This window comes from Streptomyces sp. NPDC006261, from assembly GCF_040613515.1.
Lineage (GTDB): Bacteria > Actinomycetota > Actinomycetes > Streptomycetales > Streptomycetaceae > Streptomyces.
This window is the reverse complement of record NZ_JBEXSI010000158.1, coordinates 1-1477: the sequence shown is the minus strand read 5'-3', so window position 1 is coordinate 1477 and position 1477 is coordinate 1. Positions and strand designations below refer to the sequence as shown.

1 protein-coding gene is annotated in these 1477 nt (G+C 67.1%); it reads right to left on the bottom strand.

From position 1 onward, the window contains the following. A partial coding sequence (locus ABZ154_RS35010) for a condensation domain-containing protein (protein WP_356838507.1) occupies window positions 1-1477 on the bottom strand: 1477 nt, incomplete at both ends.

Genomic DNA, 1477 nt, shown 5'->3' with positions numbered 1-1477 from the left:
CCCGAATCCCCCACCACCCCACCCAACAACCGCACCAACCGCCCACCCAACAACTCAACGGTCCCCCGGTCATAGAGATCCGTCGCGTACTCGATCGACCCCGACAGACCTGCGGGCCTGCCCTCCCCGTCGAAGGTCTCCCCGACGTTGACTGTGAGGTCGAACTGCGATCCGGCGGCCCCCGGGTCGACGAACTGGGCTCGCAATCGCGGCAGTTCGAAAGTCAGATCGGTGTTGTGCTGAAGTGCCAGCATGATCTGGACCAGGGGGTGGTGTCCCGGTGAGCGCTGCGGGTTGAGTTTCTCCACGAGATACTCGAAGGGGATGTCCTGGTGGCCGTACGCAGCGAGGCTCGCCTCGCGGACCTGGGTCAGCAGGTCGGCGAACGTGGCGTCCGAAGACACCCCTGTCCGAATGACGAGCGTGTTGACGAAGAAGCCGATCAGGTCGTCCAGACTCTCATCGGTACGTCCGGCGATGGGTGAGCCCACGGCAACGTCCGATCCCGCTCCCAGCCTCGACAGCAACGCCGCCAGGCCCGCGTGCAGGACCATGAACAGCGTCGCGTCCGCCGAACGGGCCAGCTCCCGAAGCCCGGCGTGCGTCGAAGCGTCGACCGCGAAGCTCACCGTGTCGCTGCGGTAGGAAGGCGTCGCGGTGCGCGGCCGGTCGGTGGGAATGGAGACGATGTCAGGCAGGCCGTTCAGGTGATCGGTCCAGTAGGCGGCTTGGCGTCGCAGCAGGCTGTCCGGGTCGGTGTCCTCGCCGAGCAGTTCGTGCTGCCAGAGGCTGTAGTCGGCGTACTGCACCGGCAGCGGCAGCCACTCCGGGCCTTCACCGCGCAGCCGGGCCGTGTACGCAGAAGCCAGATCGGCGGCGACCGGCGTCATCGACCAGCCGTCACCTGCGATGTGGTGCATCACCAGTACGAGGACCGCTTCCCCGGGTCCCGAGGTCAACAGTCGGGCCAGCAAGGGGATCTCGCCGTTCAGCTCGAAGCCGTGCCGTACGCAGGCTTCGATCCGGGAGCCCCTCGTTTCCTCGGTCACCGTTTCGACGGCGAGGGTGAGGTGAGCCTCGGCGGGCGTGAGAATGCGCTGATACGGTTCCCCGTCGAGGTCGGGGAAGACCGTCCGCAGCGGCTCGTGCCGGGCGATCACGTCGTTGAGCGCCGCCTCCAGCGCCGGGATGTCGAGGTCACCGGTCAGCCGCAGCACCAGCGGAATGTTGTACGTGGCCGAGGCGCCCTCGAACTTGTACAGGAACCACAACCGTCGCTGCGCAAAAGACAACGGCAGTACCTCGCGGCGTTCACGCCGCTCCAGCACCGGACGGGACCCCGCACCTGACAGATGGCGCACCACACCGGCGACAGTCGGCTCGTCGAACAGCGTGCGCAACTGCAGGTCCACGCCCAGTACCGCACGTATCCGGTTGATCAGGCGGGTCGCGAGCAGGGAGTGTCCGCCCAGGTCGA